This window comes from Absiella sp. AM29-15 (assembly GCF_003434225.1).
GTDB classification, from domain to species: Bacteria; Bacillota_I; Bacilli_A; order Erysipelotrichales; family Erysipelotrichaceae; genus Hoskinsella; species Hoskinsella hominis.
In genome coordinates, this window is the sequence record NZ_QVFL01000001.1 from 120,335 (window position 1) to 134,417 (window position 14,083).

Consider the following 14,083-nt stretch of genomic DNA (forward strand, 5'->3'; position numbering starts at 1 on the left):
ATCAATCCTCTTTATTCATTTCAGTATATAATGGACGTAGCATTGGATACATTTTTTTGAAATACCGATAGTGTTCTTCATAATTCTTTGCGGATTCTTTATCAGGATGTATAACGTCTTTCACATGTAAAAGTTTTGTACATGCTTCTTCTACATTTTTAAATTGTCCACATCCTACAGATGCCAATATAGCTGCACCATAGCCTGGCCCTTCTTCAATCTGTGGGACTTCAATATCAATATTCAGCACATTCGCCATAATTTGTTTCCAAAGTCTGCTTTTGGCACCTCCACCACATATTTTGGATGTTTTAATATGAATTCCTTGTGATTTTGCGATTTCAAAAGAGTCTTTAATCGCGAATGCAACACCCTCTAATACCGCTAATGTCATATCTTCTCTTTTGGTATCCATAGATATATTTAAAAATGTTCCACGCACAAATGCATCATTATGTGGAGAACGTTCTCCCATTAAATATGGAAGGAAATACACACGATTTGTTCCTGAAGATAATAAATTCATTTGTTCGTTTGTATAATCTGTCGTTTTTAAAATATCGTCCATCCACCATTTATTACAGGAAGCAGCAGATAGAATACAGCCCATTAGATGGTATCTTCCATTCGCATGAGCAAAGGAATGAAGAGCATTTTTTGCATCTACACAAAAGTTGTCGGAGGCAATAAAAATCGTACCACTTGTACCTAAGGATATATTACAAGAACCATTTTGAATGGTACCAGTGCCGATGGCGGCTGCCGCATTATCTCCAGCTCCTGCAATAATACATACATCTTCTGATAATCCTAATTCTTGTGCAAGTTTTGGTAAAATCTTACCCGTTACTTCATAACTTTCATAAATTTTTGGAAGCTGTTCTTCTTTGATTCCACAAATCTCTAACATTTCTTTTGACCAGCATTTATGTTCCACATCAAAGAATAATGTTCCACTTGCATCTGATACATCTGTTGAAAAGATACCTGAAAAGCGATATGCAATATAATCTTTTGGCAACATAATTTTCTTTATGCGAGCAAAATTATCTGGCTCATTTTTTTTCATCCAAAGCAGTTTAGGAGCTGTAAATCCAGCATAAGCAATATTTGCGCAATGGGATGATAATACATCTTTTCCTATGACCTCATTTAAATATTGGCACTCTTTTTCACTTCTTCCATCATTCCATAAAATAGCTGGACGTATTACCTGATCTTGATCATCTAATACAACAAGACCATGCATCTGTCCTCCAAAACTAATCCCTTTTATCTTTTCTCCATCTATTTGATTTATGATTTCTTTACAACCTTTGATAACACCTTCCCACCAATCCTGTGGTTCCTGCTGTGACCAGCCAGGTTGAGGAAAGCTGATAGGGTACTCTTGTGTATTTATGGATATAATATTTCCATTTTCATCTATACATACAATTTTTACACTTGAAGTACCCAGATCAATTCCCAGATAATACATTATTGAAATGGATTTTCACTAGGATACAACATTCCAGCAGGCTGATTGAATCCTATTTCATTCAATTCTACTCCAATATACTTAAAGATTTCAAATAATGCTTTGCCATAGTGTCCAAATGCTACTGCACCATGATGTGGATAATTCTTTTCAATCAATACGTGACGATAAAAGCGTCCCATTTCAGGAATAGCAAATACTCCAATAGATCCAAATGAACGTGTTGCGACAGGCAATACTTCACCCTGTGCGATATAAGCACGCAGTTTATTATCTGCAGTACTTTGCAAACGATAGAATGTGATATCTCCTGGCACAATGTCCCCTTCTAAGGTCCCTTGCGTTACTTCTATAGGCAATGCACGTGCCATAATCATCTGGTAATTCATATTACAAGAAACAAGTTTTTGTGAACATGTATTTCCACAATGAAATCCCATGAAGGTATCTTTGTGTGTATATGGGAATTTATCCTTAATACTTTCTTCATACATATCTGCAGGAACAGAGTTATTGATATCTAAAAGTGTAACAGCATCCTGGCTTACACATGTACCTATAAATTCACTTAGTGCTCCATAAATATCTACTTCACAACTTACTGGAATTCCTTTTCCTGTTAAACGTGAATTTACATAACATGGTACAAAACCAAATTGTGTTTGGAATGCAGGCCAGCATTTGCCAGCAATTGCTACATATTTGCGACTTCCTTTATGTTCTTCCACCCAGTCCAATAAGGTTAATTCATATTGTGCCAGTTTTGGCAAGATATCTTTTCGTGGACTATCCTTTCCTATTTCATTTTCCATATCTTCCATCACTTTTGGTATTCGTGGATCATTTTCATGCTTATGGAATGCTTCAAATAAATCTAGTTCTGAATTTTCTTCAATTTCTACACCAAGATTAAATAATTGTTTAATTGGTGCATTGCAAGCAAGAAAATTCAATGGACGCGGTCCAAAACTGATGATTTTTAATTGGGATAATCCAATAATTGCTCTGGCAATCGGTAAAAATTCATGAATCATATCTGCACATTCCTGTGCTGTTCCTACTGGATATTCTGGGATATATGCTTTCACATTACGTAATGCCAGATTATAACTAGCATTTAACATTCCACAATATGCATCGCCTCGTCCCCCTTTTAAATCATTCTGTGTTTCTTCTGCGGCAGCAATGAACATTTTAGGGCCGTCAAAATATTTTGCCAGCATAGTTTCTGAAATTTCAGGGCCAAAGTTTCCTAAATAAACTGCCAATGCATTACATCCTGCTTCTTTAATATCTGCCAATGCTTGTTCCATATGTATTTCACTTTCAACAATACAAATTGGGCATTCATAAACATCAGCATCATTGTATTTATTTTTATAAGCCTGTATTAATGCCTCTCGTCTTGTTACGGCAAGTGATTCTGGAAAACAATCACGGCTTACAGCAACAATTCCCACTTTTACTACTGGTATATTTTCCATAATAAATTTCCTCCTGATTTAAAGTTAAAATAAAAGGATAGAAACATAACGTTCTATCCTTTAGCGTCGATAATTGAAGTTCGTGGAGTGAACATCTTTTTTATTTGATGACCACGTTAACCCATATGCCTTGTATTCGATAAAGAATGAGTTATGTATTGTTTATATTTCCGACGAGCATCAAAATTAGTATAAGTCAGCTTTTCCTGATGAATTGAATAAACGCATCTTGTGACGTACAACTTTTTTCGCTTCTTCCATTGGTGTTGCGAACATTTTGAATGGTTCAAGAATCTCTGGATTATCATTCATAACTTTTCGTAATTCATTTGCAAATGCAAGTTTCATGTCACTTGAAATATTGATTTTTCCAATACCATGTTTTGTAGCTTCATGGATTTCATCGTCTGGATTACTTGAACCACCATGTAATACAAGAGGAATATTGGTTTTTGCTTTAATTTCTTTCAATAATTCAATTTTCAATTCTGGTTTAAAGTTTTTTGGATAGATTCCATGAGATGTTCCAATCGCGATTGCAAGTGAGTCTACACCTGTTTTTTCAATGAAATCTGCGGCTTGTTCAGGACTAGTATAAATAACTTCTGATACAGATCCTGCTTCAAAGCTTCCTTCTATTGCACCGATTGTTCCTAATTCTGCTTCAACTGATACTCCAGCATCATGAGCAACTGCAACTACTTCTTTTGTAACAGCGATATTTTCTTCGTATGGATAATGTGAGCCATCAATCATAACAGAAGTAAAGCCACATTTGATAGCACGCATTACCTGATGGATATCAGCACCGTGATCTAAGTGAATCACAACAGGCACTTTGGCATTTTTAGCCATTTCACGACAATATACTACGAAATCATCACCTAAGAATTCTAATTCATCTGGATGGATTTCCAAAATAACTGGAGATTTTTCTTCCTCTGCTGTTTCTAAAACCAAACGCAGGATTTCTCCACTTCCAATATTGAATGCACCGATTGAAAACTGATTTTCGTAAGCAACTGCCAATAATTCTTTCATTGTCATTAACATAAGTTTATTCCTCCTCTAACAGAACGCTGACACGATAACGTCCTGGTTCACTTGCATATGCGAATGCTTCATCAATTTTTGATAGTGGGAATGTGGTTTCCACTAATGCTTCTGTATTAACTAGACCATATTCTAATAAGCGTGCAGCTAAATAGAAATTATCAATATATGCTTCAAATGCACCAATTAATTTAAGTCTGCGATAATGAATATCATTACCATTTACATCTAGTACTGGTGCTGGATAACCTGCTGAGAAGAACATGATTTCGCCATCTTTTTCTTTTACAAGATCAAATGCCTGTTCAGCTGCAGCTTTTGCTCCTACGCCCAAAATAACAGTATCTACACGATCAACACCAAGGATTGCTTCAATCTGTGGTTTGATATCCCCTTTTGCAGGATTTACTACATCAAATCCTAAAGATTTCGCCTTTTCAATTTTATTATCCATTAGTTCAGAGATAATAACCTTTCCACCATGTAATCTAGCAACTTGTGCGTTTAAGATACCCATGGTACCTGCACCAATTACCAGAACAGTTTTACCAAGACGGTGTTCCACACGCTCATGTGCACTTATGACAGTAGCTAATGGTTCAATAAATGCAGCAGCACTTGGATTTAAATCTTTACCAGTTTTCACTAAGAATTTTGCCTGACGAATCGCATATGTTGCAAATCCAAAATCACCTTTTACACCTGGAATTACCTGGAATGTATTTCTTTCAACACATAAATCTGTACGTCCTGTTTTACAATATTGGCATTCGCCACAATATGCATAGCAATAGCTTACTCGATCTCCAACTTTAAATTCTTTTACATCATCAGCAACTGCTTCTACAATACCACTGCTTTCATGACCGCCTGCCATAGGATATCCCTGATGCTCACGAAGTCCCATCCATTGTTGATAATCTGTAGTACAAATGTTACATGCCTGTTGGCGTACTAATACTTCACCACTTTTTAATTCCCTTAATTCCATTTCTCTTACTTCTGCATGATGTGCTTTCGTAAGCAAACCATATTTTACAATTTTACTCATAACCCAATTTCCTTTCCTTTTCCTAGAATAAACCGATAAATGAACCGCCGATAGAGATAACTAAGATGATAATTGTAATAATCGCAAAGTTTTGATTTTTCTTACTTAACCACCAATAGATACCAAATACAGCTAATAATGGTAATAAGCCAGGAATAATATTATCTAAAACGTTCTGTAATACAAATGGCTCAGTTTCAGAACTAATCACGAATTGAAGTGGCGTTGTTAGTTTTACATATGATGATGACAATGCACCCATCATGAATAAACCAATTGTACTAGCAGCCATAATCAACTCATTGATTTTTCCAGATTTCAATATAGAACGAATAGATTCTTTACCAGCTTTATAACCAAATACTGATAATTTACATCCAACAATAATCTGAATCAAAGGCAATAACAATAGTACAAAGCATCCAATTGGACTACCACTTGCTGATAATGTTGCAGCTAAGCCAAAGATAATTGGTTTTAAAGTTGCCCAGTCAATGGAATCTCCAATACCAGCCATTGGTCCCATCAAACCAGTTTTCATACCAGTGATGACATCATCATTGATATCTTCACCATTTGCACGCTGTTGTTCCATTGCAATTGTAATACCATTAATGACACTACCATAAACAGCTTCTGTGTTGAAGAATACCAAATGTCTTGTAAGTGCTTCTGATAAATCTTCTTTGTCTGGATATAATTTCTTTAAAATTGGAATCATTGCTGTACAGAAACCTAATGCCTGTAGACGTTCATATGAGATTCCCATTTCCGCAATGATATAATATGTCAACCATTCTTTTCTGACGTCTTTTTCAGTAATGACAACTTCATTTTTTACATTTTCACTCATCTTAGGCACCTCCGTGTTCTTTAGATTTTGATGTATAGTAAGTGATCAACAATACTGCACAGATACCAAATACTGCCGCACCAAATACAGGGATTTTACCAAACTGTACCATAAAGTAACCAATAAAGAACCAAGGTAACAATTGCTTCTTACCAATGACGAAGATTGTCAAGGCAAATCCTAATGCCGGTAGAATACCGCCTGCAACAGCAAAGCCATTTGTTAACCATGCTGGAATCATAGCCATAAATTCTGTTACTGCATCTGCACCATAAGTAATTGCTAAGAATGGTATTGGGAAACGAATGAAGAAACTTAAAATTGTAGGATAAACAACTGCTGCCATTTTAATTTTTTTCACATCTCCCTGTTCTGCATATTTATCTGCCATATGTACAAATACAACGTTGATTGTTTTACGTAACTGGTCAACGAATGCTCCCATAATACCTACAGGTACAGCAATCGCGATTGCTAATTCTGTACTTAAACCTGTCTGTACTGCAATTGGAATCGCAATCAACCCAGCTAGACAGTCATCTGCTGGAAGGTTAGATCCAGCGGCAACAAGTCCGATGTATAATAACTGGATAGCAGCTCCAATTTGTATAGCTAATGAAACATTTCCCATCATAATTCCGATTGGTAAAGCAACGAATAGTGGTTGTCGGATAGCATGTGTAATAGCATATCCGATGTCTGTTTTCATAATCCACCAGTAAATACCAGCGAATATAGCAACTGATGTCATTTTTTATTCCTCCTATAAAAATTTATCAAAGCTTACTTTGTTTTCTTCAGGTGTTACCTGGAAATAAATATTGATGCCTTCTTTTGCGACTTCTTTTAAATCCTCTAGTTCAGCATCGCTGATTGTGATACCTGTAACGATCTGTTTACGACCTTTACCGCCACCAAGTCCACCAATTTGAACTTCTTGAAACTTAACTCCCTTTTTCATTAGATCTTTTAATGTTTGAACTTTTTTCAACAGTACTAGAATATTTCCTGTATCAAATGCTCCATTTGCATTTTTTTCAATAAATTGATCTACTGTATAAACATGAACATCTACTCCTGGAGGGCTGGCCATTGTATAGATATCAACCATAAAATCATCATTTACCAACGCATCATCCACGATAATAATGTCTGTCGCATGTACGATGTTATTCCATTTTGTAATGACTTGTCCATGAATAAGACGATAATCCATTCTCACAAGTTTTACAGCTTTCATATAGAATTTCTCCTTTTCTATTTCTTCTCAATTCTTTCATTAACGTTTACAATACTGTCTTTACCAATTTGTGTCAGGTATTCAACCACATGCTCCCAATCATCTCTAGCCCGATACATTTCAGCTTCTAATAATATTGGAAGATTCGTCCCAGTCATAACGTAGTATCCTTTTTTCGCAAACAGAGCACTAACATTAGAAGGTGTCCCACCAAATAAATCAGTTAAAATTAATGAATTACCTGGTATACCATCTAATTCTTTTGCAACAACGCCTGCTAATTCTTCTGGTGACTCTTCTGGAAGTAAAGAAATGGATTTTATATTTTTAATTTTTCCCATCAACATTTCTGCACTTTTTACCATCTCTTCACCTAAGTGCCCATGAGTAATCGTTATGATCCATGGTGTCTGATCTTGCATTTTTACTAACTCCTTTCTTTTCAAATTCTTTCGCCATGTCAACTGCCGTCGCAGTCATGGAACGTAAGATGCTGTCGAATACGACTGTAAATCTAAGTTATTAGGATCCAAATTCGGGGGCGATTTAATTCGTTCGTTTCCCGAACTAACTTATTACATCTCCTATTATACCCAGAAAAATACCATTGTCAATAGTATTTTTGTAAACGATTTCAATTTTCGTATAGAAAATTTATTTTTAGGAATTATTGTTATTTTATCGTGTTTTCTAGCATTCACATGAAATTGTGTTATAATAATTATGTTTTAATATAAAATGAACAATTAGTTTGTTCGATATTAGAACTAATTATTTGATTCAAAGGGGGCTTATATTATATGCCAGTAAATAATACATTTGTTCGGGAAATGAATGAACATACAATTTTAGAAATGATTATATTACACAATGAAATATCACGCGCTGATTTATCCAAGTTGAGCGGTCTTACAAAATCAACTGTAACTGAAATCACAAAGCGACTACTTGATAAAGCTTTAATTATAGAAACTAGAAGTGGTGACAGCTCTACCCTTGGAGGAAGAAAACCAATATACCTACGTTTAAATCCTTATCATGCGGCTGTATTAAGTCTTGATTTAGAATGTGATGGTATCAATGCCGTAGCTGCATTGCTTAATGGAAATATCGTAAAAAGCTATAATAAAAAAATCGAGATAAATAAAGCAAATGCAATGGTCGAAATCAATAACGCTGTAGAATCATTAACAAAACAGATACCCTTTACAGTAGAAGGTATCTGTTCTATGACAATTGCAATCCATGGTATAGTACGCACTGATTGCATTGAATTTACACCTAATTATGATATTGATGAATTTGATCTAATGAATCAGGTACAAAATGAATATGAATTCCCTGTTTTCTTTGCAAATGAGGCTAATTTAGCAGCATTAGCAGAATTCTCTACTTCTGAAAATTATGATCATAAAACATTAGCTAGTGTATCAATACACCGTGGTGTTGGCGCTGGCATTATACTTAACAATAGTATTTATGAAGGCTCTAATGGCTTTGGTGGAGAATTTGGACATAATATTTTATATCCTAATGGGTTGCCTTGTTCATGTGGAAATCATGGATGCGTAGAAAGATATTGTTCTGTGGATGCTTTAATCCACGCTTATGAAATAGAAACTGATAAACGGGGATTAACTTTACAGGATTTATCTAAGTCATATTATGCAGGAAATAAATCCGCTGTAAAAGTGATCACAAAGTATTGTAATGATCTTTCTATTGTCATTAATAATATATATACTTCTATTGATCCGGATATCATCATTTTGAATGGTCCAATTTTCTTTGAATTTCCTCATATCATTCACATTATCAAAAGTAACTTATGTGAACGTATTTCAAAAAACATTAATATTCAGATGTCGCAATTAAAAGAAAAGTCAATCTTATTAGGTGGCGCAGTAAATAGTATTATGAATTATTTAGATATTTCTAATTTTCATTTAATCGCAAAATAAGCCTAACAAAAAGTGCATCCAACATGAATGCACTTTTTCTTTATCCTTCTATTAAAATCAATTCATCTTTTACCTGTACCAGATTATCCTTTAAAACTTTGATATCCTGATAATCAGAACTGTTCGTGATAATCAACAAGATTGTAGGGTCATAATCGTTAGAAAGCATCATTTCACGATCAATTTCTAACATACGTTTTCCTACTGTAATCTTATCATCCTTATGTATATGACTGATAAAACCTGTTCCATTTAATAAATGTGTATTCACACCGATATGCAGAAGAATATTCTGCCCGCTGTCAGATACGATACTAATGGACTGACATGTTGGAAAAATACCTTTCACAACACCATTCACAGGTGCATAAATCGTATTTTCCAATGGTTCTATCGCCACTGTTTTCCCCATCTTTTCACTGCGAAATGCCTCGTCATCAACTTCTGACAAATCTTTCAATTTCCCTCTTACCGGACTATAGATAAAGCTCTTTTTATCCATCGGTTTTTTCAAAAAGTTAAACATATATTTCTCCTGCCTCAACCAAGAACGATTGCTTTCCCATTTCAATACCCTAATATTATACTCAGCCGGTATACGAAAAGCAATCACAATATGCAAAGAAAATAATTACATTTCAAACAGGCATTTGAAAGTTTTACAATTTCCTGTAAATTATGTCATAGAAAATTTCTATGATATTTTTACATATTCTGCCACATCTCTTGCGCATTGTGAAATTGAACCACAGCAAGAAAGGTTTTATGATCTTCAACAAATTTAAATATCTTTATTATAAATTGGTGCAATATGTTTTTTATTACGCACTACAATGTAAAAGATTGCGACCATAGACAGTATCGCAAAACATAAAGCAACATAGCGATACTCCACAAATTCTCCCAACACACCGGCAATAAGTTTCGTGAAAATCGTTACGATAGCGACGATGACAGAAAAGAAGGCATTCACTCTGGCTCGCATATGAGATGGAATATAATTTTGGGTACTGGATTCACGAATATTTAAAGAATTAATACCTAAAAAGCCGGCAATAAAGCGATTGATCAACATGAGTGGATAAGCAATAAACAACAGTATCATATCCAATCCTTCATATGTCACATAGACACTTACTGCGATTTTATAGCGTTTTTCATAGGGTATCTTTACAAAATAATGAAAGATGGAACCACAGAAACGTCCAATCATCTCCGCTGTGGATAAAAAGCCATACATCGTCGTTGATAGGCTCGCATTAGATTGAAACATTGCCATTGTCATTAAGGAAATTCCTTCTCCACTGCCATTTGTTAACGCCATATAAGAATAAATGTTTTTTATTCCCTTTTCTTTTTTTACATAGTCTAAACCTTCTTTGATTTCTTTGCCATAAGCAACAAATGAAAAGGATGAGGTTTTGGTACGTTGTTCTTCATAGCGAATGAAATGTTCTCCAAAAGAAGCACAAAGTAACAGCACACCTTCTAATAAACATATGCTGATAATACCATATTTCACATACATAAAGGATGCGACAGGTGCCATAATGGCAGTAATGGATGGATAAATAATGGAGGATATCGAATATCCCTTTTGCATAAAACCTTTGGTAATAAGTTCAGGATAAAGAGAGGTATACGCAAGATTGTAAACAGCACCAATGGAGCCAATCACCAGTGAAAATATCATATAAATGGAATAAGAAAAAGTGTGATGTAGCAAGTAATAGCTAAAGATTAAATAAAGCAAACCACTTACAGCGTCAAGTCGTACGATGATATGCTTTCGTATATGGGTATCTACATATGGTGCACACAATAACGGAATCAGCGTGGATGGTAAAAAGGACACTGCCGCAAAGATACCGGTTGCTAAGGTGGATGATGTTTGATCAAATACCACCAAGGATAAGGCAAAATTCATGGCCACTGAGCCAATAGCAGATATAATAGTTCCCAGTGTGATTATGGTAAAATCAAATGTCCATAAGGTATGTTTCATAAAACCACCTCCTTCTGTTATTTATTGTACAAAAGATATAAGCAAATAAAAACCCCTTATATTTGAGAAAATCTATACCAAATATAAGGGTTTAATCATATAAATCAGCATTTATCAGGAAAATCAAAACGAAATTTTACAGAGAGTGCCAATGCATCTTTATATCGTCGTCTTTTCATATAAGCCTCAAAAAGATACAGCGCATAAAACTTTTGAAAGCCATATGGAAAGCTTGTATCACTGCTGAGTTTTTCTAACAGCTTCAAATAATGTTCCTCTTGGATATTGTTACTGCAATAACAATGTACAAAATCATTCATATCGGAAAGTGAAGGTTCTTTATCGATCAATTGGTCTGCTTGTTCAAGATAATGCTTCATTTCCTTATGTTCGTTTAATTCAAAGCTTACAAGGGCAAGCTTTTGATAGGTTAGAATCTGATCAAAAATTTCATTATGAAGAGAAGCCAATAGATATGCCTTTGCTTTATCATATTGTTTCCATTGCAGATAGGTACTGCCAAGATTGTATTGTATAGTGTAATGGATATCCTGCTTTTTTAACGAGCGTGCGATTCGATCGGCAATACGGTAATAATGACACATCAGTTTTTCATTATAATTATTACAATAACAATTACCGATGATCAAGACAGCATCCATCATGACATGCACGTTGCCTTCTTCACAGGCTAGGCTATACGCTTGATTCATATATTCCAATGCTTCATCATGAAATCCTTTTTCATAGTAACGATAACCCAGCATATAGCGCTGTGGACTGCAGCTGATATAATTCCCTGCTTTTTTTAAATGCATCAAGCGGGTTTCAAAATCGGGATGAATGGAACACACATAATGATACAAAAAATGCTGTTCATCACTCATCATAGGTTCAAATACCGTAAGCTCCTGTTGTTCTTTCTCAATTGCGGTAGGATCAAAATGGTGGACAATAAACTTCATAAACGCACATGCCAATAAAGTTTCGACACATAAAGGAGAACATAACAATTCTTCTCTATGTTTTTGTATTTCATTAGCCTCTTGTATATTTTCTTCCTGCATAAAGTATTTTTCAAAATAATCATAAAGTGTTTGTTTGGCTTGCGCTAAAAAGTCAGCATCATCATGATATGTTAGCTTTAAAGCGTGGAAGAGCTGATGAATGATCTCATCACTGGCACATACAATTCCCTGTTCGATCTTTGAAAGATAGGATACGACACAAATGCCTTTGCATAAGCCTTCTTGTGAAATGTTTTGTTTAAGGCGATGATAGCGAATTAAAAAGCCTGTAATTGTAGAAGGTTTCATACAACAACTGCTTCTCCAATCAACGCTTTGTTTTTTGTTTTGAATACGTCACCTAAGAAATGAATATCACAATTCTCATACTTCAACATCTGTTTTATGGCTTTTTTCATCCTTTCACAATAGGCATCCATATATCTGACACTTTGTATTCGATTGCCTTCGTATAAAGCCTTAAGGATTGATGGATGTGTACCTTCACTGTAATCATTATAAAAACTATACTTCATATCATACCCTCCGTTTGTTATCACATTATAACGCATAAACTCAAAAAAATACAGCAGACGTTTTCTTTGGATATCTAAATTATCTAGGGATAAACGATACCTTCTATTTAACCACTGAACAAATTCAAATGATATTAAATTAAATAATTTCGCACCATTATTTCAATTTTACTTCTAAAGTCAGGGTATACAAAAAGCAATCATCATATACAATTACATTCAAACAGGCATTTGAAAGTTTTACAATTTCCTGTAAATTCTGTCATAGAAAATTTCTATGATATTTTTACATATTCTGCCACATCTCTTGCGCATTGTGAAATTGCACATTATAATGCAGGTGAAGAAGCCACAACAAGAAAGGTGGTGTGCTTTATGAAACGTTTATATATCATCACAGGCGCAAACGGTCATCTGGGAAATACAATCATATCATTATTACCAAATACCGCATGTGAAATCAGAGGTCTTATTTTACCACAAGAAACATGTATTGATCATGACAATGTCCATTATATCAAAGGAGATGTTTGTGATATGGACAGTCTTGAACCTTTATTTTCTAATATAGAAGATAAAGAAGTCTATGTGATACATACTGCTGGAATCATCAATATTCAACCACATGTATCTCCTAAATTGTATCAGGTTAATGTCAATGGCACAAAAAATATGCTAGAATTATCCAAACGATACCATGTGAAAAGGTTTTTATACACCAGTTCCGTACATGCAATACCTGAGAAAAATAATTTAACTTTAATTAAAGAAGTGAACCACTTTTCCCAGAGTTCCGTGGAAGGTGGTTATGCGAAAACCAAAGCTGAAGCAAGCCAGGCTGTATTAGAAGCTTCTAATAATGGTTTGTGTACAATGATCGTTCATCCTTCCGGTATCCTTGGTCCAAATGGAAATTCAAGTAATCATCTAGTACAGATGGTTGTGGATTATATTCAGGGAAAACTTCCAGCATGTGTAAATGGTGGATATGATTTTGTGGATGTTCGTGATGTTGCGAACGGATGTCTTTTGGCTCTTGAAAAGGGTAGTTGTGGCAACTGTTATATTTTGTCTAATCGTTATTATGAAATTAAAGATGTACTGGCGATGGCACATCAAATTACAGGCAGGCGTAAACTTCCTGTCTTGCCTCTATGGCTTGCGAAAGCTGCATCTCCAATCATGTGTAAATATGCGAAGATTCGTCATCAACGCCCTTTATATACGCCTTATACCTTATCTACTTTACAAAGCAATTCTCGTTTTTCACATGATAAAGCCACAAAGGAATTAGGCTATTATCCTCGTGATTTATATGATACAATCAAGGATACGATTGATTGGTATTATAATCATTTAAACAAACACTAAAAAAGGGTCTTTACTGATCATACAGTGAAGACTCTTTTCTTA

The 14,083-nt window shown here is 34.8% G+C and carries 14 protein-coding genes; 2 read left to right on the forward strand and 12 right to left on the reverse strand.

Going from position 1 to position 14,083, the window contains the following annotated elements; all coding sequences use genetic code 11:
* Position 1 precedes the first annotated feature (1 nt).
* The 8 genes from xylB to DW761_RS00630 all read right to left on the reverse strand — a co-directional run bounded on the left by xylB (position 2) and on the right by DW761_RS00630 (position 7,583).
* Positions 2-1,480 carry a xylulokinase gene (gene xylB / locus DW761_RS00595; RefSeq protein WP_117516105.1) on the reverse strand — a complete coding sequence of 493 codons (1,479 nt, stop codon included), beginning with the start codon at positions 1,478-1,480 and terminating at the stop codon, positions 2-4.
* The gene (locus DW761_RS00600; RefSeq protein WP_117516106.1) at positions 1,480-2,964 is read right to left on the reverse strand and encodes an L-fucose/L-arabinose isomerase family protein; all 1,485 of its coding nucleotides are present in this window, start codon (positions 2,962-2,964) and stop codon (positions 1,480-1,482) included. The genes xylB and DW761_RS00600 overlap by 1 nt, the downstream gene beginning before the upstream one ends.
* Before the next feature lie 186 nt (positions 2,965-3,150).
* Positions 3,151-4,017 (reverse strand): ketose-bisphosphate aldolase, encoded by an 867-nt coding sequence (locus DW761_RS00605; protein ID WP_117516107.1) that lies wholly within the window; start codon positions 4,015-4,017, stop codon positions 3,151-3,153.
* Positions 4,018-4,021: 4 nt separating this feature from the next.
* The gene (locus tag DW761_RS00610; RefSeq protein WP_117516108.1) at positions 4,022-5,068 is read right to left on the reverse strand and encodes a zinc-dependent alcohol dehydrogenase; all 1,047 of its coding nucleotides are present in this window, start codon (positions 5,066-5,068) and stop codon (positions 4,022-4,024) included.
* A gap of 22 nt (positions 5,069-5,090) precedes the next feature.
* Positions 5,091-5,921, reverse strand: coding sequence for a PTS system mannose/fructose/sorbose family transporter subunit IID (locus DW761_RS00615; protein WP_117516109.1), 831 nt, complete (start codon positions 5,919-5,921; stop codon positions 5,091-5,093).
* 1 nt (position 5,922) lies between these two features.
* Positions 5,923-6,672: a PTS mannose/fructose/sorbose/N-acetylgalactosamine transporter subunit IIC gene (locus tag DW761_RS00620; protein ID WP_117516110.1), complete on the reverse strand. Its 750-nt coding sequence runs from the start codon at positions 6,670-6,672 to the stop codon at positions 5,923-5,925.
* Positions 6,673-6,684: 12 nt separating this feature from the next.
* Positions 6,685-7,161, reverse strand: coding sequence for a PTS sugar transporter subunit IIB (locus DW761_RS00625; RefSeq protein WP_117516111.1), 477 nt, complete (start codon positions 7,159-7,161; stop codon positions 6,685-6,687).
* Between the two features lie 17 nt (positions 7,162-7,178).
* Complete coding sequence (locus tag DW761_RS00630; protein WP_117516112.1) at positions 7,179-7,583, reverse strand: PTS sugar transporter subunit IIA; 405 nt, start codon at positions 7,581-7,583, stop codon at positions 7,179-7,181.
* Between the two features lie 378 nt (positions 7,584-7,961).
* Between DW761_RS00630 and DW761_RS00635 the strand changes: the two genes are divergently transcribed.
* Positions 7,962-9,122, forward strand: a complete 1,161-nt coding sequence (locus DW761_RS00635) for an ROK family transcriptional regulator (RefSeq protein WP_117516113.1) — start codon at positions 7,962-7,964, stop codon at positions 9,120-9,122.
* Between the two features lie 40 nt (positions 9,123-9,162).
* On the opposite strand, the gene DW761_RS00640 is transcribed toward DW761_RS00635, so the two are convergent.
* From DW761_RS00640 to DW761_RS00655, 4 genes are all read right to left on the reverse strand, one after another.
* Positions 9,163-9,648, reverse strand: a complete 486-nt coding sequence (locus tag DW761_RS00640) for a PTS sugar transporter subunit IIA (protein ID WP_117516114.1) — start codon at positions 9,646-9,648, stop codon at positions 9,163-9,165.
* Positions 9,649-9,903: 255 nt separating this feature from the next.
* Positions 9,904-11,127, reverse strand: a complete 1,224-nt coding sequence (locus DW761_RS00645; RefSeq protein WP_117516115.1) for an MFS transporter — start codon at positions 11,125-11,127, stop codon at positions 9,904-9,906.
* 104 nt (positions 11,128-11,231) lie between these two features.
* Positions 11,232-12,443, reverse strand: coding sequence for a helix-turn-helix domain-containing protein (locus DW761_RS00650; protein WP_117516116.1), 1,212 nt, complete (start codon positions 12,441-12,443; stop codon positions 11,232-11,234).
* On the reverse strand, positions 12,440-12,670 hold the full coding sequence (locus DW761_RS00655) for a hypothetical protein (protein WP_117516117.1): 231 nt from the start codon (positions 12,668-12,670) through the stop codon (positions 12,440-12,442). The genes DW761_RS00650 and DW761_RS00655 overlap by 4 nt, the downstream gene beginning before the upstream one ends.
* Positions 12,671-13,045: 375 nt before the next feature.
* Here DW761_RS00655 and DW761_RS00660 point away from each other — a divergent pair, with 375 nt between their 5' ends.
* The gene (locus DW761_RS00660; RefSeq protein WP_117516118.1) at positions 13,046-14,041 is read left to right on the forward strand and encodes an NAD-dependent epimerase/dehydratase family protein; all 996 of its coding nucleotides are present in this window, start codon (positions 13,046-13,048) and stop codon (positions 14,039-14,041) included.
* The last annotated feature ends 42 nt before the right edge of the window (positions 14,042-14,083 follow it).

Excerpts from the sequence above, each read along its gene's own strand:
- xylB (WP_117516105.1), bottom strand. The coding sequence starts at position 1,480 with ATGTATTATCTGGGAATTGATCTGGGTACTTCAAGTGTAAAAATTGTA.
- DW761_RS00600 (WP_117516106.1), bottom strand. The coding sequence starts at position 2,964 with ATGGAAAATATACCAGTAGTAAAAGTGGGAATTGTTGCTGTAAGCCGT.
- DW761_RS00605 (WP_117516107.1), bottom strand. The coding sequence starts at position 4,017 with ATGTTAATGACAATGAAAGAATTATTGGCAGTTGCTTACGAAAATCAG.
- DW761_RS00610 (WP_117516108.1), bottom strand. The coding sequence starts at position 5,068 with ATGAGTAAAATTGTAAAATATGGTTTGCTTACGAAAGCACATCATGCA.
- DW761_RS00615 (WP_117516109.1), bottom strand. The coding sequence starts at position 5,921 with ATGAGTGAAAATGTAAAAAATGAAGTTGTCATTACTGAAAAAGACGTC.
- DW761_RS00620 (WP_117516110.1), bottom strand. The coding sequence starts at position 6,672 with ATGACATCAGTTGCTATATTCGCTGGTATTTACTGGTGGATTATGAAA.
- DW761_RS00625 (WP_117516111.1), bottom strand. The coding sequence starts at position 7,161 with ATGAAAGCTGTAAAACTTGTGAGAATGGATTATCGTCTTATTCATGGA.
- DW761_RS00630 (WP_117516112.1), bottom strand. The coding sequence starts at position 7,583 with ATGCAAGATCAGACACCATGGATCATAACGATTACTCATGGGCACTTA.
- DW761_RS00635 (WP_117516113.1), top strand. The coding sequence starts at position 7,962 with ATGCCAGTAAATAATACATTTGTTCGGGAAATGAATGAACATACAATT.
- DW761_RS00640 (WP_117516114.1), bottom strand. The coding sequence starts at position 9,648 with ATGTTTAACTTTTTGAAAAAACCGATGGATAAAAAGAGCTTTATCTAT.
- DW761_RS00645 (WP_117516115.1), bottom strand. The coding sequence starts at position 11,127 with ATGAAACATACCTTATGGACATTTGATTTTACCATAATCACACTGGGA.
- DW761_RS00650 (WP_117516116.1), bottom strand. The coding sequence starts at position 12,443 with ATGAAACCTTCTACAATTACAGGCTTTTTAATTCGCTATCATCGCCTT.
- DW761_RS00655 (WP_117516117.1), bottom strand. The coding sequence starts at position 12,670 with ATGAAGTATAGTTTTTATAATGATTACAGTGAAGGTACACATCCATCA.
- DW761_RS00660 (WP_117516118.1), top strand. The coding sequence starts at position 13,046 with ATGAAACGTTTATATATCATCACAGGCGCAAACGGTCATCTGGGAAAT.